Raw genomic sequence first — 24,088 nt, 5'->3', positions numbered from 1 at the left:
GCTCGCCCGGGCTGTTTATTCCCTTGCATGCGGACGTTCACTACCATGCTTATTGATCAGAAAATACCCTTGGGCCAGTACATCGCGGGCTTTGTCGAATGGTTGACGCAAAACGGCGCCAGCACATTCGACGCAATCGCGCTGTTTCTGGAAACGATGATTCACGGCGTGACGTTTGCGCTGACCTGGTTCAACCCCCTGGCCCTGATCGGCCTCATCGCGCTATTGGCGCACTTCATCCAGCGCAAATGGGGCCTGACCGTATTCGTCATCGCGTCCTTCCTGCTGATTCTCAACCTGGGTTACTGGCAAGAAACCATGGAAACCCTGGCCCAGGTGCTGTTCGCGACCCTGGTCTGCGTGCTGATCGGCGTGCCGCTGGGCATTGTTGCCGCGCACAAGCCGATGTTCTACACAATGATGCGGCCGGTACTCGATCTGATGCAGACCGTACCGACCTTCGTCTACCTCATTCCTACCCTGACCCTTTTCGGTCTGGGTGTGGTCCCGGGCCTGATCTCCACGGTGGTGTTCGCGATTGCCGCGCCCATCCGCCTGACCTACCTGGGCATCCGCGACGTTCCGGACGAACTGATGGACGCCGGCAAAGCCTTCGGCTGCTCCCGCCGCCAACTCCTGTCGCGTATCGAACTGCCCCATGCGATGCCAAGCATCGCGGCCGGTATCACCCAGTGCATCATGCTGTCGTTGTCGATGGTAGTGATCGCCGCGCTGGTGGGTGCCGATGGCCTGGGCAAACCCGTGGTCAACGCACTGAACACCGCCGATATCGCCCTGGGCTTCGAAGCCGGCCTGGCGATCGTATTACTGGCGATCATGCTCGACCGAATCTGCAAACAACCCGACGCTAAAGTAGGGGGTGACGCATGAGCATCATTCGTTTCGAAGACGTCGATGTTATTTTCTCCAACCGCCCCAAGGCCGCGCTGGACCTGCTGGACAAGGGTTTTTCGCGCCCCGAGATCCTGCAGCAGACCGGCCTGATCGTCGGCGTGGAAAAAGCCAGCCTATCCATCGAGAAGGGTGAGATCTGCGTCTTGATGGGCCTTTCCGGCTCAGGCAAATCCAGCCTGCTGCGCTGCATCAACGGCTTGAACACCGTCAGTCGTGGCAAGTTGTTCGTCGAGCACGAAGGCCGGCAGATCGACATCGCTTCCTGCACCCCCGCCGAACTGAAGATGATGCGCACCAAGCGCATCGCCATGGTGTTCCAGAAGTTCGCCCTGATGCCTTGGCTGACGGTGCGCGAAAACATCAGCTTCGGCCTGGAAATGCAGGGCCGCCCGGAGAAGGAACGGCGCAAGCTGGTGGATGAAAAGCTTGAGCTGGTGGGCCTGACCCAGTGGCGCAACAAGAAACCCGACGAGCTGTCCGGCGGTATGCAGCAACGGGTCGGCCTGGCCCGCGCCCTGGCGATGGACGCCGACATCCTGCTGATGGACGAACCGTTCTCGGCCCTCGACCCGCTGATCCGCCAGGGTTTGCAGGACGAACTGTTGGAACTGCAACGCAAACTGCAAAAGACCATCGTGTTCGTCAGCCATGACCTGGACGAAGCCCTGAAACTGGGCACGCGGATCGCCATCATGAAAGACGGCAAGATCATCCAGTACAGCAAGCCGGAAGAGATCGTGCTGAACCCGGCGGACGACTATGTGCGCACCTTCGTCGCCCACACCAACCCACTCAACGTGCTCTGCGGTCGCAGCCTGATGCGCACCCTGGACAACTGCAAGCGCATCAACGGTTCGGTCTGCCTGGATCCGGGCGGCGACTCCTGGCTCGACCTGGCCGAAGGCAACACCATCAAGGGCGCCCGGCAGAACGGCGCGGTCCTGGACCTGCAAAACTGGGCACCGGGCCAATCGGTAGAAGAGCTGGGCCGGCGTCCGACCCTGGTGGACTCCAACATCGGCATGCGCGACGCGTTGCAGATCCGCTACCAGACCGGCAACAAACTGGTGCTCCACGATAACCAGAAAGTCGTCGGGATCCTGGGCGACAGCGAGCTGTACCACGCACTGCTCGGCAAGAACCTGGGCTGAGCCCACGCACACAAACGCCGCGAGATGATCGCGGCGTTTTTGTTTGTGCGGACATTCAGCCTAGCCACAACCGTTTGCTCGGCAACCGACCGACGAGTGTTATAAAGACATCCCGAAAAAGTCCTCGCCCCCGCGCGGCGGGTTTCCATGTGCCTTCAGGCGCCATTTACACATGGAATCCCGACAAACAGCGACGACTTGTCATAGAACTTTGTTTTTGTTGATTGAACGTTCAATCAAAACAAAATAGACTGGCCCTCGCCATGACGGACTGCACTCGTCCGCCTGCAGGCCTAAGGAGATGTGCTAGATGCCCAAGGTCGGTATGCAACCCATCCGCCGCCAACAATTGATCGAAGCCACGTTGCAAGCGGTCGATCAGGTCGGGATGGGGGACGCCAGCATTGCGCTGATCGCCCGTTTGGCCGGTGTCTCCAACGGCATCATCAGTCACTACTTTCAGGACAAGAACGGCCTGATCGCGGCCACGGCCCAGTACCTGATGACTGTCCTGAGCGAGAACGTCACCGCGCGCCGTCATGCGCTGGAGGATTCGAGCCCGCGGGCTCACCTCAAGGTGATCATCGAAGGCAACTTCGACGCCAGCCAGGTCAATGGCCCGGCAATGAAAACCTGGCTGGCCTTCTGGGCCACCAGCATGCACCACCCGTCTTTGCACAGGTTGCAGCGGATCAACGATCACCGTCTGTATTCCAACCTGTGTAGCCAGTTCCGCCGCGTGTTGCCCGTTGATCAGGCACGCAGCGCGGCACGGGGCCTGGCCGCATTGATTGACGGTTTGTGGCTGCGCGGAGCGCTGTCGGGAGACGCGTTCGATACCGCCCAGGCGCACCAGATCGCTTACGAATACATGGATTTCCAACTGGCCAAGGCAGGGGTGCCAGAGCACACAGAACCGCTCGACTCCTGAACCCCCACCGCAGCGCGTAGTCAGCTGTAAACGACACGCTCGGTGGCCAGCCAACCACTCATGCACTTGCGAGGACTTTATGGCCCGTTTCGAACTGCAAAAACTCTACATCGATGGCGCGTACAGCGATGCCAGCGGCGACGCCACTTTCGAAGCCATCAACCCGGCCAACGGTGAAGTACTCGCCCTGGTGCAGCGCGCAACGTTCGAGGACGTCGAGCGCGCCGTGGTCAGCGCCGAAAAGGGCCAGAAAGTCTGGGCCGCCATGACCGCCATGCAGCGTTCGCGCATCCTGCGCCGCGCCGTGGACATCCTGCGCGAGCGCAACGATGAACTGGCCGCCCTGGAAACCCTGGACACCGGCAAGGCCTACTCCGAAACCCGCTACGTCGACATCGTCACCGGCGCCGACGTGCTGGAGTACTACGCCGGCCTGGTGCCTGCCATCGAAGGCGAGCAGGTTCCGCTGCGCACCACTTCATTCGTCTACACCCGTCGCGAGCCCCTGGGCGTGGTAGCCGGTATCGGCGCGTGGAACTACCCGATCCAGATCGCCCTGTGGAAATCCGCACCGGCCCTGGCGGCTGGCAACGCGATGATCTTCAAGCCGAGCGAAGTCACCTCCCTCACCACCCTGAAACTGGCCGAGATCTACACCGAAGCCGGGGTTCCAGCGGGTGTGTTCAACGTATTGACCGGCAGCGGCCGTGAAGTCGGCACCTGGCTGACCGAGCACCCGCGCATCGAGAAAATCTCCTTCACCGGCGGCACCGACACCGGCAAGAAAGTCATGGCCAGCGCCTCGAGCTCTTCGCTCAAGGACGTGACCATGGAGCTGGGCGGCAAGTCGCCGCTGATCATCTTCGACGACGCCGACCTGGATCGCGCCGCCGACACCGCGATGATGGCCAACTTCTACAGTTCCGGCCAGGTTTGCACCAACGGCACCCGCGTGTTCGTGCCGAGCCACCTCAAGGCCGCCTTCGAAGCCAAGATCGCCGAGCGTGTGGCACGCATCCGCGTTGGCAACCCAGAGGACGAAAACACCAACTTCGGCCCACTGGTGAGCTTCGCCCACATGGAAAGCGTGCTGGGCTACATCGAGAAAGGCAAAGCCGAAGGCGCGCGCCTGCTGTGCGGCGGCGGTCGCCTGACTGAAGGCGAATTGGCCAAGGGCGCGTTCGTCGCTCCGACCGTGTTCACCGATTGCACCGATGAGATGACCATCGTGCGCGAGGAAATCTTCGGCCCGGTGATGAGCATCCTCACCTATGACACCGAAGAAGAAGTGATCCGCCGCGCCAACGACACCGACTTCGGCCTGGCCGCCGGCGTCGTGACCCGCGACCTGAACCGCGCCCACCGCGTGATCCACCAGCTCGAAGCCGGCATCTGCTGGATCAACGCCTGGGGCGAATCGGCGGCTGAAATGCCGGTGGGCGGCTACAAGCAATCGGGCGTAGGCCGGGAGAACGGCATCAGTTCGCTGAACAACTTCACGCGAATCAAATCGGTACAGGTCGAACTGGGCGATTACGCGTCGGTGTTCTGATCTGACGCTGGACCTGGGACCGGGCTGAGGCTTTTGTGGCGAGGGAGCTTGCTCCCGCTGGGCTGCGAAGCAGCCCCAAACCAGCCCTACAGGTCATCCAGACAGAACACGGTCGCTCTGCATGCGACTGCTGCGCAGCCGAGCGGGAGCAAGCTCCCTCGCCACAAGGGCACTCGGCGACCGCGACCTGAACCCAATTCAAAAAGAGGGTGCATTTCATGTCCCAAGAATTCGATTACATCATCATCGGCGCCGGCTCGGCCGGTAACACCCTGGCCACCCGCCTGACCGAAGACGAGGGCGTCACCGTCCTGCTGCTCGAAGCCGGCGGCCCGGACTATCGCCTGGACTTTCGCACGCAAATGCCCGCCGCCCTGGCGTTCCCGCTGCAAGGCCGACGCTACAACTGGGCCTACGAGACCGACCCGGAGCCGCACATGAACGGCCGCCGCATGGAATGCGGTCGCGGCAAGGGCCTGGGCGGTTCTTCGCTGATCAATGGCATGTGCTACATCCGCGGCAACGCCCTGGACTATGACAACTGGGCAAAACTGCCTGGCCTCGAGGACTGGACGTACCTGGACTGCCTGCCCTACTTCAGAAAAGCCGAGACCCGGGACATCGGCCCGAACGACTACCACGGTGGTGACGGCCCGGTCAGCGTGACCACGCCCAAGGCCGGCAACAACCCATTGTTCCACGCCATGGTCGAAGCCGGCGTGCAGGCCGGTTACCCGCGTACCGAAGACCTCAACGGCTACCAGCAGGAAGGTTTCGGCCCGATGGACCGTACCGTCACGCCCAACGGCCGTCGGGCCAGCACCGCGCGCGGTTACCTGGACGTCGCCAAGAAGCGCTCGACCCTGACCATCGTCACCCACGCCCTGACCGACAAGATCATCTTCGAAGGCAAACGCGCGGTCGGCGTGCGTTACCTGGTGGGCGCGGCTGAAGAGCGCGTGGAAGCCCGGGCACGCAAGGAAGTGCTGCTGTGCTCCGGCGCCATCGCCTCGCCACAGATCCTGCAACGCTCCGGCGTCGGCCCGGCCCACTTGCTGGAAAGCCTCGACATTCCGGTGGTCCACGACCTGCCGGGGGTCGGTGAGAACCTGCAGGACCACCTGGAGCTGTACCTGCAATACGCCTGCACCCAACCGGTCTCGCTGTACCCCTCGCTGCTCTGGTACAACCAACCGGCCATCGGGGCCGAATGGCTGTTCAACGGCACTGGTATCGGTGCCAGCAACCAGTTCGAGGCCGGCGGCTTCATCCGCACCCGTCCGGATTTCGATTGGCCGAACATCCAGTATCACTTCCTGCCGGTGGCGATTAACTACAACGGCAGCAACGGCGTGAAGGAACACGGTTTCCAGGCGCACATGGGCTCCATGCGCTCGCCAAGCCGCGGCCGGATCCAGGCCAAGTCCAAGGACCCGCGCCAGCACCCGAGCATCCTGTTCAACTACATGGCGACCGAACAGGACTGGCAGGAGTTTCGCGACGGCATCCGCCTGACCCGCGAGATCATGCAGCAACCGGCACTCGACCCGTTCCGGGGTCGCGAGATCAGTCCGGGCATCGAGGTGCAGACGGACGCGCAACTGGACCAGTTCATCCGCGAACACGCCGAAACCGCGTTCCACCCGTCCTGCTCGTGCAAGATGGGCACCGACGATATGGCCGTGGTGGACGGCGAAGGCCGTGTGCATGGCATGCAAGGGCTGCGCGTGGTGGATGCCTCGATCATGCCGATCATCACCACCGGCAACCTGAACGCGCCGACGATCATGATCGCCGAGAAAATCGCCGACAAGATCCGCGGCCGCAAGCCCCTGCCACGCAGCACCGCCCCGTACTACGTGGCCGGCGAAGCGCCGGTGCGTGGCAAGCCACTGCGCGAAGTGGGGCCAATGGCTCAGTAAGGCTCAGGACAGCCATCGCGAGCAAGCTCGCTCCCACAGGGATCTGCAGCGGACGCACATTTTGTGACCATTGAAGATCCCTCTGTGGGAGCGAGCTTGCTCGCGAAAGCGGTGGGTCAGCGTGCATCCACGTCGGATGTACCGCCGTCTTCGCGGGCAAGCCCGCTCCCACAAAGGGCACGATGGCCGGCACGGATCCCGTGCTCGCCGAAGATCCAGTGTGGGAGCGAGCTTGCTCGCGAAAGCGGTGGGTCAGCGTGCATCCACGTCGGATGTACCGCCGTCTTCGCGGGCAAGCCCGCTCCCACAAAGGGCACGATGGCCGGCACGGATCCCGTGCCCACCGAAGATCCAATGTGGGAGCGAGCTTGCTCGCGAAAGCGGTGGATCAGCGTGCATCCATGTCGGATGTACCGCCGTCTTCGCGGCAAGCCCGCTCCCACAAAGGGCACGATGGCCGGCACGGATCCCGTGCCCGCCGAAGATCCAATGTGGGAGCGGGCTTGCTCGCGAAAGCGTCCGCCCTGACAACCTCAGTATTCCCTTCTACCTTGATCCCACCCCCACCCCAGGCCTAATCTAGAGCCGCCGCGTCAAATCACCGCAATGCGCCGCACCCTCGCTCCAGACAAGGAGGTTCCATGTTCGACTTCCACCCCCGGCTCAAGGAGCGTTTTGCTGCCTTGCGCACGGGCGCTGAATTCTTTTCCCTGCGTTACGTGCGCGAATCCGGCCAGCATTTGTCGGTGCGCAAGAACGTCGCCGAACCGCCCAGCCTGAACCGTGATGAAGGTGCGATGCTCACCGCGCGGGTCAACGGTGTCGAGGCGTATGCCGCCACCAACGACCTGTCCCAGGCCGGTCTGCAAGCGGCACTGGAACGTGCCGAACAACATGCTCGCCAGCTCAAGCCCCATGCCTTGCTCGACCTGCGCGAGCAAGCCGTGTCCAGTGACCGCGCCGATTACTTCTCGCCACATTTCGACCAGGCCTTCCCGCCCCTGAGCGACTGCTACCAATTGCTCGGCGACGAATCGGCCGCGGTGCCCCAGGACGAGCGCCTGGTGAACTGGCAGGCCAGCATCGGCCTGACCCAGGTCGAGCAGATCTACCTCAACAGTGCCGGCGCAGAACTACGCCAGGCCCAACGCTTCATCTACCCAGCCCTGGAAGTCACCGCCTTCGACGGCCACGACAGTCAGACCCGCACCCTGGGCCGGGAAAATTTCGGCCAGCAGGGCGGCTTCGATGTGATCAGCCGCTGCGGCCTGATCGGTGCCGGGCCGAAAATCGCCGACCAGGCCCTGCAGCTGCTGATGGCGCCGAACACGCCGCAAGGTCCCCGTGACCTGCTGCTGATGCCCGACCAGATGATGCTGCAGATCCACGAGTCCATCGGCCATCCGCTGGAACTGGACCGCATCCTGGGTGACGAGCGCAATTACGCCGGCACCAGCTTCGTCAAGACCGGCGATTTCGGCCATCTGCAATACGGCTCCCGCCTGCTGAACGTGACCTTCGACCCGAACATTCCCGAAGAACTGGCCAGCTACAGCCACGACGACGACGGCAGCGCCGCCAGCAAACAGTTCCTGATTCGCGAAGGCCTGTTGCTGCGTCCACTGGGCGGCGCGCTGTCGCAGTTCCGCGCCGGCCTCGACGGTGTCGCCAACAGCCGCGCCTGCGGCTGGAATCGGCCACCCATCGACCGCATGGCGAACCTGAACATCGAACCCGGCGACCAGTCCCTGGCGCAACTGATCCAGGGCACTGAACGGGGCGTGCTGATGCGCACCAACCGCTCCTGGTCCATCGACGACGCCCGCAACAAGTTCCAGTTCGGCTGCGAGTGGGGCCAGTTGATCGAGAACGGCGAGCTCAAGGGCGTGGTGAAGAACCCCAACTACCGGGGCATTTCCGCGCAATTCTGGAAGAGCCTGCGCGCGGTGGGCGATGCCAGCACCCTCCAGGTCCTGGGCACGCCGAACTGTGGCAAGGGCGAACCGAACCAGGTCATCCGCGTCGGCCATGCGTCGCCAGCCTGCGTGTTCAGCAACGTTGATGTGTTTGGGGGAGATGCCTGATGAGCACCGTCAATAATCAGGCCGAGGTCTTCAAGGCGCTGGTCGACTGGCTGCGCGATGCCCTGCATGCGCCTGAACAGTTCACCCTCGGCTACGCCGCCGAGTCTTCGGCCTTCGTCCGTTTCAACCATGGCAAGGTCCGCCAGGCCGGCCAGGTGCAGCAAGCCAATGTCAGTTTCAAACTGATCGACGACGGGCGCCACGCCGATTTGCAGATCACCTTGTCCGGCGAAGCCGAGACGGACTTGCAACGCCTGGCCGAAGGCCTGCAACAACTGCGCGAAACCTTGCCATTGCTGCCCCGCGATCCCTACCTGCTGCTCAACCCCGACCACTGGCAGAGCAACAATGTGCAGGCCCATCCATTGCCCGAGACGGAACAGGCCGTTACCGAAATCACCCGCGCTGCCGAAGGCCTGGACCTGGTGGGGTTCTACGCCGCCGGGCCCATCAGCCGTGGTTTCGCCAGTTCTTCGGGGGCGTTCGCTTGGCATCAGGCCAACAGCTTCAACTTCGATTTCAGCCTGTTCCATGACAATGGCCAGGCGGTGAAAGCCAGCTACGCCGGGCATGAATGGAGCAGTGACGGATTTGCCCGGCGCTTCGAACAGGCCCGCAAGCAATTGGAATTCCTCGGCCGCCCGCTGCGCACGCTGCCGCCCGGCGAATATCGCGCCTACCTGGCGCCGGCCGCTCTGGAAGAGATCATGGGCATGCTCAGTTGGGGCGGATTCTCGGCCCGTGCAATCGCCAGCAAGCAAAGCCCGCTGCAGAAGTTCTACGCTGGCGAAGCCCACTTCAGCCCCAACGTGTGGCTGGCGGAGCAGGTCAGCGGCTCTTTGAGCCCGGCATTTTCCGACGAAGGTTATCCCCGCGATGACTTGGGGCTGATCGCCAAGGGCACGGCCAATGCGCGACTGGTCAACTCCCGCAGCGCCGCCGAATATGGCCTCGCGGCCAACGGCGCCAGCAGCTACGAATACCCTACGGCGCTGGACATGCGGGGCGGACAACTGGAGCAAAGACACATCCTCGAAGAACTCGGCACCGGGCTGTACATCAGCAACCTCTGGTACCTGAACTACTCGGACCAACCGGCGGCGCGCCTGACCGGCATGACCCGCTTCGCCACGTTCTGGGTCGAGAATGGCCAGATCGTGGCGCCGGTCAGCACCATGCGTTTCGACGACAGCGTCTACAGCCTGCTCGGCTCACAACTGGAAAGCCTGACCCAAGAGCGGGAACTTCTGCTCTCGGCCAGCACCTACAGCCAGCGAGCAACGGCCTCGATGTTGTTGCCGGGGGCACTGGTGAAGCGGTTGACCTTGACGCTGTAACAAAGCATCGCGGGCAAGCCTTGCTCCCACAGGATGTGCGCCGTACATGTGGGAGCAAGGCTTGCCCGCGATGAAGCCAACAGACACCCGAACACAAACAAGAGGTCCCATGCCCAACCGCGCACCGCTCGACGCCGTCACCGCCCGCTGGCTTCCATGGGTCGTGGCGATTGCCTTCTTCATGCAGTCCCTGGACGGGACCATCCTCAACACCGCCCTGCCCGCCATGGCCAGCGACCTGGCGGAAAACCCGCTGCGCATGCAAGGCGTGATCATCGCCTACATGCTCACCGTGGCGTTGCTGATCCCGGCCTCGGGCTGGATCGCCGACCGCTTCGGCACCAAGAAGATTTTCTTCGGGGCGATCCTGCTGTTCAGCTTCGGCTCGCTGCTGTGCGCCCTGTCCAATTCGTTGAGCATGCTGATCGGCGCCCGGGTCATCCAGGGCCTGGGCGGTGCGCTGATGCTGCCGGTGGGCAGGCTGGTGGTGCTGCGGGCTTATCCGCGCTCGGAACTGGTGCGGATCATGGGCTTCATCACCATCCCCGGCCTGCTCGGCCCACTAATCGGGCCGACCATGGGCGGCTGGATGGTCGAGTACCTGACCTGGCACTGGATCTTCATCATCAACCTGCCGGTGGGCGTGATCGGCTGTTACGCGGTGTGGAAATTCATCCCCGACCTGCGCGGCAGCGAGCGCACCCGGTTCGATGGCCTGGGGTTCCTGCTGTTCGGCGCGGCGATGGTGCTGATCACCGTCGCCATGGAGGGCCTGGGCGAACTGCACCTGCCGCACCTGCGGGTGATGCTGTTGCTGTTCGGCGGCATGGCCTGCCTGGCGGCCTATTGGCTGCGGGCCGGGCATGTCGAGAACGCGCTGTTCCCGCCGTCGCTGTTCAAGACCCGCACCTTCGCGGTGGGCATCCTCGGCAACCTGTTCGCGCGCCTGGGCAGCGGCGCATTGCCGTTCCTGGTGCCGTTGCTGCTGCAAGTCGCCCTCGGCTATTCACCGTCCCAGGCCGGCATGAGCATGCTGCCCCTGGCGGCAGCGGCCATGGTCGCCAAGTCCGTGGCCCGACCGCTGATCGAACGCCTGGGCTATCGCATCGTCCTGACCGGCAATACCGTGGCCCTGGGCGTGATGCTGGCGAGCATGGGCCTGGTCAGCGAACAGACGCCGTACTGGCTGCTGCTGGCGCAACTGGCGGTGCTGGGGGCGATCAACTCGCTGCAATTCACCGCGATGAACACCGTGACCCTGATCGACCTGGACGACGCCAGCGCCAGCAGCGGCAACAGCCTGTTGTCGGTGGTGGCGCAACTGTCCCTGAGCCTCGGCGTGGCCTGCGCCGGCGCCCTGCTCGGCGGCTTTACCGCCCAGGTGGGCAACGACGGGGTGGAGACGGTGCTGGGCGCGTTCCAGCTGACATTCGTGACGGTGGGGATCATGGCCATGCTGGCGGCGACGATTTTTTCCCAGTTGTCCAAGCAGGATGGCCGGCGGCAGAAGCGTCCCGATGAGCATATCGAGCACTGAAAGGCTGGCTGAACATTGGAGGGAGCGATTGAGAAGCCAGACCCGGCAACCCTGTGATGGAGTTGTGGGAGCAAAGCTTGCTCGCGATAAGGAGCACGCGGTGCCTTGAATAACCGAGGTGCCTGTTTCGCGGGCAAGCCTTGCTCCCACAGCCTTGTCCCCATGGTCTTGCTTCCGGACCCTGCCCCACAGCTCGTCCAGAACTTTCGAAGAAAGTGGCACGAGGCTGCTACACTGCGCGACATTTTGTTTTGCAGGCCAGTCCCGTGACCACCATTGCCACCGCTTTTAATACTTTGCCGCTGTCCGCCGCCATGCTGGCTAACCTCGAATCACTCGGTTATGCCCAGATGACGCCGATCCAGGCGCAAAGCTTGCCGGTGATCCTCAAGGGCATGGACCTGATCGCCCAGGCCAAGACCGGCAGCGGCAAGACCGCCGCCTTCGGCATCGGCCTGCTGAACCCGATCAACCCACGCTTCTTCGGCTGCCAGGCACTGGTGATGTGCCCCACCCGCGAGCTGGCTGACCAGGTCGCCAAGGAAATCCGTCGCCTGGCCCGCGCCGAAGACAACATCAAGGTCCTGACCCTGTGCGGCGGCGTGTCCTTCGGCCCGCAGATCGCTTCCCTCGAACACGGCGCCCACATCATCGTCGGCACGCCAGGGCGTATCCAGCAACACCTGCGCAAGGGTTCGCTGGTGCTCGATGGCCTCAATACGCTGATCCTCGACGAAGCCGACCGCATGCTCGACATGGGCTTCTACGACGCCATCGAAGACATCATCCAACAGACCCCGGAACGCCGCCAGACGCTGCTGTTCTCCGCCACCTATCCGGTGGGCATCAAGCAACTGTCGTCCAAGTTCATGCGCAATCCGCAGCAAGTGAAAGCCGAGGCGTTTCACTCCGACGCGCAGATCGAGCAGCGCTTCTATGAGATCTCCCCCGAGGAGCGCATGGACGCGGTGGTCAAGGTGCTGGCGCATTTCCGCCCGGCCTCCTGCGTGGCGTTCTGCTTCACCAAGCAGCAAGTCCAGGAAACCGTCGACCACCTGACCGCCAAGGGCATTTCTGCCGTTGGCCTGCACGGCGACCTGGAACAGCGCGACCGCGACCAGGTGCTGGCGATGTTCGCCAACCGCAGTACCTCGGTGCTGGTGGCTACTGACGTGGCGGCCCGCGGCCTGGACATCGATGCCCTGGACATGGTGATCAACGTCGAACTGGCCCGGGACTCGGAAATTCATATCCACCGCGTCGGCCGCACCGGTCGCGCCGGTGAAAAAGGCATCGCCATCAGCCTGGTGGCGCCGTCCGAAGCCCATCGCGCCCAGGCCATCGAGCAACTGCAGAAGTCGCCCCTGAGCTGGGACCAACTGGACAACCTCAAGCCCCAGGGCGGCGGCCCGCTGTTGCCGGCCATGAGCACCCTGTGCATCGGCGCCGGGCGCAAGGACAAGGTCCGCCCCGGCGACATCCTCGGCGCCCTGACCGGCGAGGCCGGCATCCCCGGCGCCCAGGTCGGCAAGATCGCGATCTTCGATTTCCAGGCCTATGTGGCCGTGGAACGCGGCATCGCCAAACAGGCCCTGCAACGCCTGAACGATGGCAAGATCAAGGGCCGCTCGTTGCGAGTGCGGATCCTCTGACCGCTGTTGATTCACCCTGTGGCGAGGGAGCTTGCTCCCGCTCGAGCGAAGCGGTCGCAAAACCAACGAACGCGAACTGTCTGAAGCATCGCGTTCATCGCTTTCAGAGCTGCTGCGCAGCCCAGCGGGAGCAAGCTCCCTCGCCACAAGAGCAAACTCCTGCCAGACCCCAGACATTCAGAGGACACCGTTTTGCGCTCTACCGAAGTCGTGATCATTGGCGCTGGCGCCGCGGGGTTGATGTGTGCATTGACCGCGGCCGCGCGCGGGCGGCAGGTGATGCTGCTGGACCACGCCAACAAGGCCGGCAAGAAAATCCTCATGTCCGGCGGTGGGCGCTGCAATTTCACCAACATGTACACCGAGCCGGGCAACTTCCTGTCGCAGAACCCGCACTTCTGCAAGTCGGCCCTGGCCCGCTACACCCAGTGGGATTTCATCGCACTGGTGGCCAAGCACGGCGTGCCCTATCACGAGAAAAAGCTCGGCCAGTTGTTCTGCGATAACAAGTCCAGCGACATCCTCGGCCTGCTGCTGGATGAATGCGACCAGGCCGGCGTCAGCCTGCACCTCGACACGTCGATCACCCAGATCGAAAAAACCGACGGCGGCTACCTGCTGCAGACCACCCTCGGCGCCCTCGCCTGCCAATCCCTGGTGATCGCCACGGGTGGGTTGTCGATCCCGACCCTCGGGGCGACCGGTTTTGGTTATCAGGTGGCGAAACAGTTTGGCCATGCGCTGCTGCCGACCCGCGCCGGGCTGGTGCCGTTCACCATCACCGATCAGCTCAAGGCGCTGTGCACCGAGCTGTCGGGCACCTCGGTGGATTGCCTGGTGAGCTGCAACGACCAGGGTTTTCGCGAGAACATCCTGTTCACCCATCGCGGCCTGAGCGGGCCGGCGATCCTGCAGATTTCTTCATTCTGGGAACCGGGGGACACGGTACAGATCAACCTGCTGCCCGATCAAGATGTGCCGCAATGGCTGCAACAACAGCAGGCCGAACGCCCCAACAATGAACTCAAGACCCTGCTGGGCGAGCTGTTCACCAAGAAAATGGCCAACCTGCTGGCCGACACCTGGTTCGTGTCCAAACCCATGAAGCAGTACACCCACGCCGAGCTAGCGGACATTGCCGAGAAATTGGCGAGCTGGAACGTCGTCCCCGCCGGTACCGAAGGCTACCGCACCGCCGAAGTTACCCTCGGCGGCGTCGACACCCGGGAAGTCTCGTCCAAGACCATGGAATCGTTGAAAAGCCCTGGCCTGTACTTCATCGGCGAAGTGCTGGACGTCACCGGGCACCTGGGCGGGTTCAATTTCCAATGGGCGTGGGCATCGGGTTATGCGGCGGCGCAGTACGTCTGATCCCAACCTGGGTTGAGCCTGCTTTTGTGGCGAGGGAGCTTGCTCCCGCTGGGCTGCGAAGCAGCCCCTTCCTTTGATGCGCTGAGTTTATTCAGGCAGCGTGCGGTGCCTGTTTTGCGACTGCTGCGCAGTCGAGCGGGAGCAAGCTCCCTCGCCACAGGTAAAGGGGCCTCAGGCGGCTCCCGGAACACTTTTTGCTGTCAGATGTGATCGCCGCCATTGCGTCGGCGTCATTACTGCCTCAATTTAGCGTCATTGCCCGTCAGGCCCGTGCACTTCATGTCATCGAACTCGTTTAGCCAGTCTTTGCGTCGCCTTTGGGCGTTGGATAAGTTCAGTTATAGCGTGCGGGTCTTCATCGCCCTGACCGGCAGCATGGGGCTGTGCTGGTACCTGGACGAAATGGCGCTGCTGATTCCCCTGTTCCTGGGCATCATCGCCAGTGCCCTGGCCGAGACCGATGACAGCTGGCAGGGCCGTCTCAATGCGCTGGCCGTGACCCTGGTGTGTTTCACCGTCGCGGCGCTGTCGGTGGAGTTGCTGTTCCCCTACCCCGTCCTGTTCATCATCGCCCTGGCCCTGGCGAGCTTCGGCCTGACCATGCTCGGCGCCCTGGGCGAACGTTATGGCGCGATTGCCTCGGCCACCCTGATCCTTTCGGTCTACACCATGATCGGCGTGGACCAGCGCGGCGGCGCGGTCACCGATTTCTGGCATGAGCCGCTGCTGCTGGTGGCCGGCGCCACCTGGTACGGCCTGCTTTCGGTGCTGTGGCAGGCGCTGTTTTCCAACCAACCGGTGCAGCAAAGCCTGGCGCGGCTGTTTCGCGAGTTGGGACGCTACCTCAAACTCAAATCGTCGCTCCTCGAGCCGATCCGCCAACTCGACGTCGAGGCCCGCCGCCTGGAACTGGCCCAGCAGAATGGCCGGGTGGTCGCCGCGCTCAACAGCGCGAAGGAAATCATCCTGCACCGCGTGGGCAACGGCCGGCCGGGCTCGAAGGTCAGTCGCTACCTGAAGCTGTACTTCCTGGCCCAGGACATCCACGAACGCGCCAGTTCCTCCCACTATCCCTACAACGCCCTGGCCGAGGCCTTCTTCCACAGCGACGTGCTGTTCCGCTGCCAGCGCCTGCTGCGCCAGCAAGGCAAGGCCTGCCAGGCGCTGGCCGAGTCGATCCAACTGCGCCAGCCGTTCGTCTACGACGACACCTTCGCCGAGGCCCTCAACGACCTGCACGCGTCCCTTGAGCACCTGCGCATCCAGAGCAACCCGGCCTGGCGCGGCTTGCTGCGCTCGTTACGGGCGCTGGCGGTGAACCTGGGCACCATGGACCGCCTGCTCAGCGACGCGAGCAACCCCGACGCCCTGGCCGACGCCACCGACAGCAGCCTGCTGGACCGCTCGCCGCGCAGCCTCAAGGATGTCTGGCTGCGCTTGCGCACCCAGCTCACGCCCACCTCGCTGCTGTTCCGGCATGCCCTGCGCTTGCCCCTGGCTTTGAGCGTGGGTTACGCCGTGGTGCACATGATCCACCCGTCCCAGGGCTATTGGATCATCCTCACCACGCTGTTCGTGTGCCAACCCAACTACGGCGCCACCCGCCGCAAGCTCGGCCAGCGGATCATCGGCACCGCCATCGGCCTGACGGTGGCCTGGGCGCTGTTCGATCTGTTCCCCAACCCGCTGGTGCAATCGTGCTTCGCCATTGCCGCCGGGGTGGTGTTCTTTACCAACCGCACCACCCGCTACACCCTGGCAACGGCGGGGATAACCATCATGGTGCTGTTCTGCTTCAACCAGGTGGGCGACGGCTATGGTCTGCTGCTGCCGCGGCTGTTCGATACCTTGCTCGGCAGCCTGATCGCCGGGCTGGCGGTGTTCCTGTTCCTGCCCGACTGGCAAGGTCGGCGGCTGAACAAAGTGCTGGCCAACACGCTGACCTGCAACAGCATTTACCTGCGCCAGATCATGCAGCAATACGCCGCTGGCAAAAGTGACGACCTGGCCTACCGCCTGGCCCGACGCAACGCCCACAACGCCGATGCCGCGCTGTCCACCACGCTGGCCAACATGCTGATGGAGCCTGGGCATTTCCGCAAGGAAGCCGATGTGGGGTTCCGCTTCCTGGTGCTGTCCCACACCTTGCTCAGTTACTTGTCTGGCCTGGGCGCCCACCGGGGCACCGAACTGCCGACGGAAGTGCGCGAACAGTTAATCGACGGTGCCGGGGTGAGACTGGCAGCGAGCATCGATGAAATCGCCCAGGGCCTGGCGAGCAAACAACCGATTGCGATCCAGAGCGACGAAGAGGAAGCCCTGGCCAGCGAGCTTGAACAGATGCCCGATGAAATCGACGAAGGCCAGCGCCTGGTGCAGACGCAACTGGGGTTGATCTGTCGACAGTTGGGGCCGTTGCGCACGTTGGCCGCGCATTTGATCAAGGACACTGGCGAGGCTTGAGGGCTGTGGTGTCCAAGCGGACCTCATCGCGAGCAAGCTCGCTCCCACATTGAATCTGCTGTAACACAAAGTCTGTGCACACCAGCGATCCACTGTGGGAGCGAGCTTGCTCGCGATAGGGCCGGCTCAGGCGCTACATCCCATGCGCCTTCAATAACCGCGCATAACTCCCATCCGCCTTCATCGCTGCGATCTCCCGATCGAACCCGGCCACGATCTGCTCATGCTCCGGGTTCTTCAGGCTGACCAGGATGTGCAGGCTGTTTTCGCTCAAGGGCTTGGGCAGGAACTCCACGGCGCTACGCACCTTTGGCGATTCGCGGGCCAGGTAATAGCGGGCGACGAACTCGTCTTCCAGGGTCAACTTCACGCGGTCGGCAGCCAGCATGCGCACCGCCATGGCGAAGTTATGCACCGGGACTTTCTGCATTTGCGGGTCTTCATCGAAGTCCTTGGAATAGGCATAACCGCGCACGACAGCGATGGGATAGGCACGCAGCTGTTGCAGGCTGTCGAACTGGATCGCCTCGTCCTTGCGCTTGATGAAGCGCACGCGGTTGATCAGGTATTCGGCGGAGAACCGGCCGATATGGGTGCGCTCCTCGCTGTACCAGGCGTTGATCAGCACGTCATAGCGGCCCTCGCCGATGCCCAGCATCGCCCGGGCCCAAGGCACCTGTTCGAAGTCCGCGGCATAGCCGGCCCGCGCCAGGGCGGTGCTGACGATATCGGTCGCCAGGCCGCCATTGATCAAGGTGGAGTCGGTAAAGGGCGGCCAGGCATCGGCGACCAGGCGCAACTTCTGCGCGCAAGCCTCGTAGCTCAGCAACAGCAACCCGATCAATGCAAGAGTTCGATGCAATCGCGGCATGCCAAGCGTCCTTGACGGGTTCAAAGCCCGGTTTGTTTTTAGCCGAAACTCAACAGGCATCCTCGGACACCCGGTCCTAACATTAGCTCATTGGAACCGCTGCGCAGGGCTGTCACGAAGATTACACAAAGACGACAGCACCGCGACAAAGGAATGATGGCATTTTGGTCTTTGTCACAGATTTTCCGGTCGCGCGAGCAAGAGACTTCCGAGTCAACCACGCTTAATATCGGCAGCAGGTTCTTCAGGAAATTCAAAAATGGATATCGAGTGGGTCTGCAAACATCACAGTGACCTGAGCAAGGAACAGCTGTATGCCATCCTCAAATTGCGCGCCGACGTCTTCGTCGTCGAGCAGAACTGCGCCTACCCGGACGTCGACGGGCTGGACCTGGAGGGCGACACCTGCCACCTGATGGCCTGGCATGACAACCACTTGGTGGCCTACCTGCGTTTGCTCGACCCGCACTCGCAGAACAGTGACGTGGTGATCGGGCGCGTGATCATCGCACCCCAGGCGCGCGGCCAGGGGTTGGGCCACACGCTGATGGAACAGGCGCTCAAGCAGGCCAAGAAACATTGGCCCGGCACATCGATCTCATTGTCGGCCCAGGCGCATTTGCAGGGGTACTACGGGCGGTACGGGTTTGAAGTGGTGGGGGTGGAATACCTGGAGGATGGGATTCCACACATCGGTATGCATCGACCTTGATGACGGCATCGCGAGCAAGCTCGCTCCCACAGTGGATCCAGGTCGTACATCAATCGCGTGTTCACCGAAGATCGATGTGGGAGCGAGCTTGCTCGCGATAGGGCCAGCCCAAACACCACCCAACAATCAGGGATACTCGAGCACCGCCTTGATCCGCAGCAGATTCGCCTCGATCCACCCCCGGTCAATCGCCCCCCAGTCGCGAATCCGATAACGCCCGGCGTGGTTGCGAGCGCCCTCCTCTTGTTCGAACTCACACACAATATCCAGGTCCGCCAGGGCCGCGACCGTGTCCTGGGCAGTGCGTCGCGGCATGCCGGTGACTTCCGTGAGCGCCGGGACGTTGCTCGCCAGGCCGCTGTCGATCAGGTAAGCCACGTACAGGCGACGGTAAAAACTGGTCTTGGTCTTGCTCACGTCCATCCGGTCAGTCCTTGTGAGGTTGCAGGTCACGCCAGGTCAGGTACACCCGCAGGTCGAATTCCAGTTGGTGATAGCCCGGCAGCATGTGTTCGCAGAGTTGGTAGAAAGCCTTGTTGTGGTCCGACTCCTTGAAGTGCGCCAGCTCGTGTACCACGATCATCTTCAGGAACTCGGGTGCCGCGTCCTTGAACAGCGCCGCGATGCGGATTTCCTTCTTGGCCTTGAGCTTGCCGCCCTGCACCCGCGACACCGCGGTGTGCAGGCCGAGAGCACGGTGGGTCAGGTCCAGGCGACTGTCGAACAATACCTTGTCGATGGCCGGCGCGTTACGCAGGTATTGCTGCTTGAGGTCCAGTGCATAACCGTACAGGGCCTTGTCGCTCTGGATCGGATGCCGACCCGGGTAGCGCTGTTGCAGGTAATCGCCCAGGCGGTCCTGGGCGATCAATTGCTGCACTTGGGCTTGCAGGGCGGCGGGGTAGGCCTGGAGGTATTTGAGCGCGGTCATCGGCAGGCAACACAGTCACAAGAGGCCGCCAGTGTAGCGAATTCAGGCCTGCACCGCGCTCCAGTCGAAGGGCGTGGCGAAGACATCGGTGTCTTCGGCCATCAACGGTCGCGCCACCAGGAACCCCTGCACGAACTCACAGCCGTGGGCGTGTAGCCACAGATACTGCTCGCGGGTTTCCACCCCTTCGGCGATGACCCGCAAACCCAACTGCGTACAGAGGTCGATGACCGAGGCGGCCAACGCGGCGTCCCGGGGCGACCCCGGCAAGCGGGCAATCAAGTGCCGATCCAGCTTGAGGGTATCGAGGTCAAGGTCGCGCAGATGCGTCAGCGAACACGGGCCCGAACCGAAGTCATCCAACGCCACCCGCACCCCGAGCTGGCGCAGCAACCGCAATTGCTTTTGAGTTTCATCGGGATTGCGCATCAACGCATCCTCGGTCACCTCGACCTCCAACTGCCGAGGCTTCAAGGCATGGCGCTCCAGGACCTGGCGCAACTCGGTCACCAGGTTCGGCATGCCGAACTGAGTGCTGCTCAGGCTTACCCCCAACACCAGGTCGTCAGCGAACAAGCGCTCCCAGACTTTGCGCTGGGCTGCACTGCGATGATAAATCCAACTGCCCAGCCGACTGATCAATCGCGCCTCTTCCAGCAACGGCAGGAACAGGCCTGGCGGCACATCGCCGACGCTCGGATGCTGCCAGCGCAACAGCGCCTCGAACCCACGGATCCGCCCGTCGACGATGCTCACCTGCGGCTGGTAGACCATATTGAAATCACGGTTTTCGATGGCCGAGCGCACGCTCTCTTCCAGCATCAGCCGTGAACGGGCTCGACCGTTCATTTCATGGTCGTAGAAACGGTATTGCTGGCGACCGGCACGCTTGGCTTCGTACATGGCGATGTCGGAGGCCCGTAGCAAGCCATCGAGGTTGGCGCCACAGTCCGGGTACGTCGCAATGCCAATACTGGCGCCGAGTGCCACGTCCATGCCTTCGATCTGCTGGCAGATCGCGACGCGCTCGATGAGTTTCTCCGCGATCTTCGCCGCCTGCTCGGGAAACTCCAGATCCAGCAGGGCCGTGAACTCGTCACCGCCCAGCCGCGCCAGAATATCGAAGGGGCGCAGGCACGCCTTCAACTGCTCCGACACCCAGCGCAAGACCCGGTCCCCGGCATCGTGCCCCAGCGAGTCATTGACCCGCTTGAAGCCATCGAGGTCCAGGTACAGCAGCACCCAATTGCTTTCAAGCCGCTCGCTGCGCATCAACAGGTTTTCCGCGGTCTGGTAGAAGCCCCGGCGGTTGAGCAAGCCGGTCAGCGGGTCCGTGACAGCCTGGTATTCGAGCTGCTGGTGCAAGTGGCGAACCACGGACATGTCCTGGAGCGTCACCACCATCGCCTTCTGCTCCGAGGGCAGCGGCGCGCAGGACAAGGCCACCGACACCTGCTGGCCGGGTGCCGTGCGCAGCACCGCGTCATGCAGTCGCCAGGTTTCACCACGCCGATAGGCGTTATGGATATCGGAACCGATCCACTCGGGAATATGGGGTTTCTGCAGGAAATCCAGGAACGGCATCCCCTGCAACTGATCGGCGGTGGCATTGAGCAAACGGCAGGTCGACGGGTTGGCGAAGCGGATACAGCCATTCTCATCCACCACCAGGATGCCTTCGGCGGCGTTGTCCAGCACCGAGGCATTGAAGGCCCTGGCCGCTTCGAGATCCTGGCTCAGGCGCTGCAAGGCCCGGCGATTGCGCTGGTGCTCGAGCAATGCCTGAACCTTGGGCTTGAGGATTTGCGGATCGAAGGGTTTGAACAGGTAATCCACGGCGCCACTGGCGTAGCCCTTGATGACCGCGTCCTGGGATTGCTCGTTGGCGGTCAGGAAAATGATCGGCGTGAGCCGCGTGCGCTGGCTGCCGCGCATCAAGCGCGCCACTTCGAAACCGTCCATGTCGGGCATCTGCACATCCAGCAGCACCAGATCGATGTCGTGTTCGAGCAGCAGGTTAAGCGCCTCGACCCCCGAGGACGCGGTCATCACTCGCCAATCCTGCCGCTGCAACAAGGCCCGCATGCTGAGCAGGTTTTCAGGGTAATCATCAACAATCAAAAGGACAGAGCTGTCTTCGCCGGGCGTTGGTTGCGCGCATTCCATGCTGCTTCTCTTATCGGGCGCCACGTCCGTTTTTACGTAGCAAATCGGACAAATACTGTCCCCTCACTCTAGACCGGGATTTTGAAAAGCAGTAGGTGTCATCGCGCCATCATCCAGACAAAGCCCGAAATAGCCGACTAACGGTCACCCTCTTCAGGCACAGAAACTGCAAAGACCCAATCGACGGACAATTGACGTCAAACATTCGCCGAACGGTCAACAAGAAAAAGCCCAGTCCAGCGTTCCGAAACGCTTCAAAAGGGCGGTTTAAAGCCTCCCGCTACGGCGTCCACCTTTACATCTCGACACGCAGGACCTGGACATGATCGATCTCGCAACCTGGAACTTGAGCATCCCAGAGGGCAGCCCACCGGCAACCATTTCAACCCCGCTGCTGGTACAGGGGTTCAAGGACCAATACTTCAACTCCGAAACCGGGACCCTGTTCTTCTGGGCACCGGTGACCGGCGCCAAGACGGAAAACGCGATCTACCCGCGCAGCGAACTGCGGGAGACCTACAGCAACGGTACGTTGCGCAACTGGCTGTACTCGGCGGCGGACAACAAACTGGCCGCCACCCTGACCGTCAGCCAAGTGCCCAGCAGCGGCAAGATCGTGATCGGCCAGATCCACGCCAAGGACAGCACCAGCCCCATGGTGAAGCTGGAGTACCAGTACAAGACCTATAGCTCCACCGGCAACATCGTCGCCAAGGTCCGCATTCGCCCCGATGACGAATCGGGCCAGGTCATCACCATCGCCACGGGTATCAAGCTGAACCAGTCGTTCTCCTACCTGATTCACCTCAGCCCCGCCGGCGTCCTGACCATCAACGGCGCCGGCTATCAGTGGAATACCAACATCAGCAACACCTGGAGCGACAAGCCGCTGTACTTCAAGGCAGGCGTGTATGTGCAAGACAACACCGGCTACGTCACCGAAGGCGGGAAAGTGACCTTCAGCATGCTGGATATCGATCACAACCTCTGATTGCGCCCTCTCGTAGCGCCATAGCAGCAGGGACGCTGCTTGCCTCGTGCGACAAAAACCTCCGTATCCGCTGCTTGACGCCCTACAACAGGGCGCCATAGACAGATGCCATATCGCCATGTTCCCGAAAAATTCCTACTAGCCGACTAACGGTCGTCTATCTCGGGCACCAAACCGGTAAACGCAACTCTGACGGACTGTTGACGCCAACCCTCCGCCGTACGAACGTGCCAAATACGCGTTCGCGCCCCCTTCTTGGCCTCAGCAAAAGCGCGTCTTAGAGCCCTCCGGCTGTGGCGTAAATCATTTCTTCTTCTCAGAAAGGATCCGAACATGGTCGATCTTGCAACCTGGAACCTGAGCATCCCCGAGGGCAGCCCACCGAAAACCATCGAAACGCCTCGACTGGTGGATGGGTTCAAGGATAAGTACTTCAACTCAGAAGGCAGCACGGTGTACTTCTGGTCGCCTGTCACCGGCACCAAGACCGAAAACGCGATCTACCCGCGCAGTGAATTACGGGAAACCTATAAAGACGGCACCTTGCGCAACTGGGTCTACCCTGACGCCGACAATAAATTGAGCGCGACCCTGGTGGTCAACCAGGTGCCCAGCAGCGGCAAGATCGTGATCGGGCAGATTCATGCCAAGGACAGCAGCAAACCCATGGTGAAACTGGAGTACCAGTATAAGGATGACGGCAAGACTGGCGACATCGTTGCCAAGGTCCGCATGCGTCCCGATGACGATGAGGGTCGGGTTATCACCGTCGCGTCCGGCGTGAAGCTGGCTCAGTCCTTCAGTTATCGGCTTCACCTTGATCGTACGGGTGACCTGGGTATTACTGCGGCGGGTCGTAGTTGGTACACCACCGTCAGTTCCAAATGGAAGGTCAAGCCGTTGTACTTCAAGGCTGGTGTGTATGTGCAGGACAACAGTGGCTATACCAGCGAAGGTGGGAAGGTGACGTTCAGCAAGTTGGATATCGATCACAACACTTGATTGTGTGTCTTCGATAGAGAGATACCGTGTGTATATCCATTGCTGCGGTCACGGCTACTGGCGGTTCCGCTCTTACAGCGGCTCACTTTTGAGAAGCGCAAAAGTAAGCAAAACGCTTTATGCCCCACCACTCGGTGCCTCGCCTAGGCTCGGCATGCCCGAACGTAGGCATTGCTCCGTGGGCCGCCGCGAAGGGCCATCCATGGCCCAGCGCGGCTACCTCGGCATCCATGCCGAGGTGCCCACTGCGCAATACCTACGTTCGGCCAGCGTGGTTAACGGGGCGCCGAGATCAACGTCCACCGCGAGGCGGCCTGCCAGCCGGCCTGGCCCTCACGGTCGTACTCCGATCCAATTGTGGGAGCGAGCTTGCTCGCGATGGCGGCCTGACAGCCGACTAGGATTTGTGGGGTGGTCGGAGATTTTGATCGTTCCCCCGACCTTCTGAAAATCTCGTAGGAATCCCCCCTTTTGTGGCGAGGGGATTTATCCCCGCTGGG

General features: G+C 62.3%; 18 protein-coding genes. 14 read left to right on the top strand and 4 right to left on the bottom strand.

The genetic code is table 11. The features are described 5' to 3' along the window. Positions 1–45: 45 nt before the first annotated feature. The 11 genes from choW to yccS all read left to right on the top strand — a co-directional run bounded on the left by choW (position 46) and on the right by yccS (position 16,915). Positions 46–891 (top strand): choline ABC transporter permease subunit, encoded by an 846-nt coding sequence (choW, locus tag IB266_RS23810; RefSeq protein WP_060740269.1) that lies wholly within the window; start codon positions 46–48, stop codon positions 889–891. Beyond that, positions 888–2,066 carry a choline ABC transporter ATP-binding protein gene (choV, locus tag IB266_RS23805; RefSeq protein ID WP_192262739.1) on the top strand — a complete coding sequence of 393 codons (1,179 nt, stop codon included), beginning with the start codon at positions 888–890 and terminating at the stop codon, positions 2,064–2,066. The genes choW and choV overlap by 4 nt, the downstream gene beginning before the upstream one ends. Before the next feature lie 310 nt (positions 2,067–2,376). Further along, positions 2,377–2,997 (top strand): transcriptional regulator BetI, encoded by a 621-nt coding sequence (gene betI, locus IB266_RS23800; RefSeq protein ID WP_192262737.1) that lies wholly within the window; start codon positions 2,377–2,379, stop codon positions 2,995–2,997. A 79-nt stretch (positions 2,998–3,076) separates the two neighbouring features. Then, entirely contained in the window at positions 3,077–4,549 is a 1,473-nt protein-coding gene (gene betB / locus IB266_RS23795; protein WP_192262735.1) for a betaine-aldehyde dehydrogenase, read from the top strand. 218 nt (positions 4,550–4,767) lie between these two features. Further along, positions 4,768–6,471 carry a choline dehydrogenase gene (gene betA, locus IB266_RS23790; RefSeq protein ID WP_192262733.1) on the top strand — a complete coding sequence of 568 codons (1,704 nt, stop codon included), beginning with the start codon at positions 4,768–4,770 and terminating at the stop codon, positions 6,469–6,471. A 641-nt stretch (positions 6,472–7,112) separates the two neighbouring features. Continuing rightward, the gene (locus IB266_RS23785; protein ID WP_192262726.1) at positions 7,113–8,555 is read left to right on the top strand and encodes a TldD/PmbA family protein; all 1,443 of its coding nucleotides are present in this window, start codon (positions 7,113–7,115) and stop codon (positions 8,553–8,555) included. Next, positions 8,555–9,892, top strand: a complete 1,338-nt coding sequence (locus IB266_RS23780; RefSeq protein WP_192262724.1) for a TldD/PmbA family protein — start codon at positions 8,555–8,557, stop codon at positions 9,890–9,892. The genes IB266_RS23785 and IB266_RS23780 overlap by 1 nt, the downstream gene beginning before the upstream one ends. Before the next feature lie 70 nt (positions 9,893–9,962). After that, positions 9,963–11,429 carry a multidrug transporter subunit MdtD gene (mdtD, locus tag IB266_RS23775; RefSeq protein WP_109791138.1) on the top strand — a complete coding sequence of 489 codons (1,467 nt, stop codon included), beginning with the start codon at positions 9,963–9,965 and terminating at the stop codon, positions 11,427–11,429. A gap of 314 nt (positions 11,430–11,743) precedes the next feature. After that, positions 11,744–13,081, top strand: coding sequence for an ATP-dependent RNA helicase DbpA (gene dbpA, locus IB266_RS23770; RefSeq protein WP_256217155.1), 1,338 nt, complete (start codon positions 11,744–11,746; stop codon positions 13,079–13,081). A gap of 192 nt (positions 13,082–13,273) precedes the next feature. Then, positions 13,274–14,452: an NAD(P)/FAD-dependent oxidoreductase gene (locus tag IB266_RS23765; protein WP_192262722.1), complete on the top strand. Its 1,179-nt coding sequence runs from the start codon at positions 13,274–13,276 to the stop codon at positions 14,450–14,452. 279 nt (positions 14,453–14,731) lie between these two features. Next, a complete protein-coding gene (gene yccS, locus IB266_RS23760) occupies positions 14,732–16,915 on the top strand; it encodes a YccS family putative transporter (RefSeq protein ID WP_192262720.1) in 2,184 nt (727 codons plus the stop codon). 133 nt (positions 16,916–17,048) lie between these two features. Here yccS and IB266_RS23755 read toward each other — a convergent pair whose 3' ends face one another. Beyond that, the gene (locus IB266_RS23755) at positions 17,049–17,786 is read right to left on the bottom strand and encodes a substrate-binding periplasmic protein (RefSeq protein WP_192262718.1); all 738 of its coding nucleotides are present in this window, start codon (positions 17,784–17,786) and stop codon (positions 17,049–17,051) included. A 259-nt stretch (positions 17,787–18,045) separates the two neighbouring features. Between IB266_RS23755 and IB266_RS23750 the strand changes: the two genes are divergently transcribed. After that, positions 18,046–18,498 (top strand): GNAT family N-acetyltransferase, encoded by a 453-nt coding sequence (locus IB266_RS23750; RefSeq protein WP_192262716.1) that lies wholly within the window; start codon positions 18,046–18,048, stop codon positions 18,496–18,498. Positions 18,499–18,624: 126 nt separating this feature from the next. Here IB266_RS23750 and IB266_RS23745 read toward each other — a convergent pair whose 3' ends face one another. Genes IB266_RS23745 through IB266_RS23735 form a run of 3 tightly spaced genes read right to left on the bottom strand, consistent with a single transcriptional unit; the run spans position 18,625 to position 21,595 of the window. Further along, positions 18,625–18,921 (bottom strand): winged helix-turn-helix domain-containing protein, encoded by a 297-nt coding sequence (locus IB266_RS23745; RefSeq protein ID WP_192262714.1) that lies wholly within the window; start codon positions 18,919–18,921, stop codon positions 18,625–18,627. Between the two features lie 4 nt (positions 18,922–18,925). Further along, positions 18,926–19,429 carry a M48 family metallopeptidase gene (locus IB266_RS23740; RefSeq protein WP_122566584.1) on the bottom strand — a complete coding sequence of 168 codons (504 nt, stop codon included), beginning with the start codon at positions 19,427–19,429 and terminating at the stop codon, positions 18,926–18,928. Positions 19,430–19,471: 42 nt separating this feature from the next. Continuing rightward, positions 19,472–21,595 carry a putative bifunctional diguanylate cyclase/phosphodiesterase gene (locus tag IB266_RS23735; RefSeq protein WP_192262712.1) on the bottom strand — a complete coding sequence of 708 codons (2,124 nt, stop codon included), beginning with the start codon at positions 21,593–21,595 and terminating at the stop codon, positions 19,472–19,474. Between the two features lie 322 nt (positions 21,596–21,917). On the opposite strand from IB266_RS23735, the gene IB266_RS23730 reads away from it, so the two are divergent. Further along, a complete protein-coding gene (locus IB266_RS23730) occupies positions 21,918–22,586 on the top strand; it encodes a polysaccharide lyase family 7 protein (RefSeq protein WP_060740254.1) in 669 nt (222 codons plus the stop codon). A gap of 333 nt (positions 22,587–22,919) precedes the next feature. Then, a complete protein-coding gene (locus IB266_RS23725) occupies positions 22,920–23,588 on the top strand; it encodes a polysaccharide lyase family 7 protein (protein ID WP_092446209.1) in 669 nt (222 codons plus the stop codon). Positions 23,589–24,088 lie beyond the last annotated feature (500 nt).

The sequence above is a fragment of the Pseudomonas sp. Pdm06 genome (assembly GCF_014851795.1).
Lineage (GTDB): Bacteria > Pseudomonadota > Gammaproteobacteria > Pseudomonadales > Pseudomonadaceae > Aquipseudomonas > Aquipseudomonas fluorescens_AA.
The sequence above is the reverse complement of the archived record's forward strand: the minus strand, read 5'-3'. Positions and strand labels throughout refer to the sequence as shown.